The organism is Eikenella sp. (genome assembly GCF_057315495.1).
Genome location: NZ_DBHKXY010000045.1, coordinates 1 through 3,225, shown reverse-complemented (window position 1 = coordinate 3,225; position 3,225 = coordinate 1). Strand labels below are relative to the sequence as shown.

At 54.6% G+C, this 3,225-nt stretch carries 3 protein-coding genes; 1 reads left to right on the top strand and 2 read right to left on the bottom strand.

What is annotated here, in order from left to right:
- The first annotated feature begins 99 nt into the window (after positions 1-99).
- Entirely contained in the window at positions 100-339 is a 240-nt protein-coding gene (locus tag ACO6EE_RS07935; RefSeq protein WP_485960465.1) for a hypothetical protein, read from the top strand.
- Positions 340-1,033: 694 nt separating this feature from the next.
- On the opposite strand, the gene ACO6EE_RS07930 is transcribed toward ACO6EE_RS07935, so the two are convergent.
- Together ACO6EE_RS07930 and ACO6EE_RS07925 are read right to left on the bottom strand one after the other, a co-directional pair.
- A complete protein-coding gene (locus ACO6EE_RS07930) occupies positions 1,034-2,083 on the bottom strand; it encodes an NAD(P)-dependent alcohol dehydrogenase (protein WP_485960463.1) in 1,050 nt (349 codons plus the stop codon).
- A 369-nt stretch (positions 2,084-2,452) separates the two neighbouring features.
- The coding region (locus ACO6EE_RS07925) for an ATP-binding protein (RefSeq protein ID WP_485960462.1) at positions 2,453-3,225 on the bottom strand (773 nt) is incomplete at its 5' end.

The window sequence follows — 3,225 nt, the reverse complement described above, 5'->3', positions numbered from 1 at the left end:
GCACAAAATATAGGCAGAAACACACGGGCGGCACACGGCGGAAAATTTCGGGCTACCTGAAAACTTGTATGCGGTAATGTGGTTGGAGTGGTTACCTTGATGAGTAAACCCCACTTTGCTAGACTGGCTATCACTAAACCAACTTTAGGCCAGTTGCGCAAATCCCTTGGTAGGGAGTTTGAAGCGTGGCGGCAGGAGCAATTTGGCTATGACTTTTCAAAACTCACCGAATCGGAAGCGCGGTATATCAATAAACAGTTCACCCGTTCAGGTGCTGACACCGTCCGAGATACAATCATTGCGCGAAGACTTGAAGCAATCAGTCATGCAGGCTCGTGAAATTATTGCCGGCATAACGGCAAGGCGTAGCACTGAAGCCAATAAGGCCACTCCGAAATAATGAGATGGCCTTGAGAAGCAGAATGCAATCTCTCTCAAAAACATACGCCCTAAACGGCACGGGTAAAACGCCGTTTCCCCAATCTTGCCGTTGCTGTCTCCCACCCCTGCCGACCGGAAGCAGGAAAGCAATGGCAGCACCTGCTAAAACCAACAAGTGCATAAATGCCGCTATTTTGCGTTTTAACGCGATTTACACCCTTCAGACTATACCCCATCACCAGACAGCACAAACACAATCCTAGAGCATTCTAGGCGCCATGCTGAACGTTTAAAGATATTCCGCAGGCAATAATGGCGGTTTTCTTGCAAGTTTATGGGAAATCCAAGGCGGGGAATTTCAGGGGGCGGCAATAGAGGCCTATCCCTGCCGAGCCGCTTTTGCAAAACACAACCCCATACAATCCCCCAATATGCAAAATTTGCACCTTCGGAATTTCGAGCGGCCTCACGCGCGCGACAGGGAAAAGATTTTGACTTGTGCAAAATGGGGGTATATTTGGGGGTATATTACTAATTGATGAAAATAATATATTTGTAAATCAAAAATATAATTTACTAGTTTTTGTCTCTCCGTCACCACACTCATAAAGCAGCCCAAATTTTTGGGCTGCTTTATCATGTCAGGCAATTCCTACAGCGTGGCGATGTCGATAACGAAGCGGTATTTGACGTCGCTTTTCAGCATCCGCTCGTAGGCGGCGTTGATGTCGGCCATGTTGATCATTTCCACGTCGGCGGTGATGTTGTGCTCACCGCAGAAATCCAGCAGTTCTTGCGTTTCTTTGATGCCGCCGATGAGGGATCCGGCGACCGTGCGGCGGCCAAGGATCATCGGCACGGTATTCAGCGGCGGGGTGACTTCGCCCAGCAGGCCGACGTACACCAGCGTGCCGTCGAGTTTCAGCGTCGGGATGTAGGGGTTGACGTCGTGCGCATAAGGTACGGTATCGATGATGAGTTCAAACTGGTTCGCCACGCTTTGCATCTGCGCGGCATCGGTGGAAATCACCACGTTGTGCGCGCCGAGGCGTTTGGCGTCTGCCGTTTTACCGGGGCTGCGCGAGAAGAGGGTGACTTCTGCGCCGAGGGCGTGAGCGAGTTTTATCGCCATATGGCCGAGGCCGCCGAGACCGATGACCGCGACTTTGCTGCCTTTGCCGATGTTCCAGTGGCGCAGTGGCGACCAGGTGGTGATGCCAGCGCAGAGGATGGGCGGCACGGCTTTGGTGTCGAGGTTTCCCGGCACTTTCAGCACGAAGGCGTCGCTGACGGTGATGGTTTTGGCATAGCCGCCGTAGGTGGGCTGGCTGTCGTGTTTGTCGATGCTGCTGTAGGTCGCAACGAAGCCGTTTTCGCAGTATTGCTCGAGATCGTGTTTGCAGGGTTCGCAGTGGCGGCAGCTATCGACGAGGCAGCCGACACCGACGAGGTCGCCAGCCTTGAACTTGCTGACCTTCGCGCCGACGCTGCGCACGCGGCTAACGATTTCATGTCCCGGCACTACGGGGTATATCGTGCCACCCCAGTCGTTGCGGGCGGTGTGCAGGTCACTGTGGCAGACGCCGGTGTAGAGGATGTCGATAACGACGTCATCGGCGCGCGGCGTGCGGTATTCGAAGGTGAAGGGGGTAAGCGGGCTGGTGGCGGATTGGGCGGCGTAGGCTTTGACGGTTTCGGTCATGGCTTGGGGCTCCTATTGAAGTGGGTAAAAGAGGAGCTATTGGCCAGAAAGTTCTGATCCCAATTAGAAACGTAAACTCGGCTTTGAAAAGCTGCAATCTGCAGAGGAGATGGGCTTTAGATTGCTGGGAACCCAATTCTCGCAAGCCAAGGCTTATAGCGGATTTAGCATTCCGTATTATCCATTTATCCTAATCCCAAGACAATTGAGATAATATGTTACTTTCAGGTGCTCTGAATAACCCTGCCATATGCTCATCGTCCCGAACACGTCCGGCTGGGTTTCATCCATGTTCTCGTACTAAAAAATTGAAAAAAAGGCTATCCGGCAATGCTCCGGATAGCCTTTTTACCATTTTCAGGTAGCCTCTTAGCCTTTCAAACGGGCGTGTAAATCCTGCACGCTATACACGCCGAGGAGGTTGAAGCTTTTCATCCCTTCGCTCATGGCTTCGCCGCCGGCCACGGTGGTGTATTGCGGCACGCGCTGGTTAAGGGCGCTGCGGCGGATGCTGTGGCTGTCGGCCACGGACTGCGGGCTGCTGGCCACGGTGTTCACTACCAGCGCGATTTCGCCGTTTTTAATCGCGTCCACAATGTGCGGGCGGCCTTCGGGCACTTTGTTGACCGCCTGCACCACCACGCCGTGCTCTTTCAGGTAGCCTGCCGTGCCGCGTGTGGCGCAAACGCCGTAGCCCAGTGCTTGGAAGTTTTGCGCGGTTTTCACGATAAGCGGCTTGTCTTCTTCGCGCACGGAAAGGAAGATTTTGCCGGTGGCGGGCATGCGTTCGCCTGCGCCGAGCTGGGCTTTGAGGTAGGCTTCGCCGAAGCTTGCGCCCACGCCCATCACTTCGCCGGTGGAGCGCATTTCGGGGCCGAGAATGGTGTCCACGCCGGGGAATTTGATGAAGGGGAACACGGCTTCTTTAACGGCATAGAAATCGGGGACGACTTCTTTTTCCACGCCTTGCTCTTGCAGGGAAATGCCTGCCATGCAGCGCGCGCCGACTTTGGCGAGCGGCACGCCTGTGGCTTTGGAGACGAAGGGAACGGTACGGCTGGCGCGCGGGTTCACTTCCAACACGAACACCACGCCGTCTTGTACGGCAAACTGTACGTTCATCAAGCCGACCACGCCCAGTG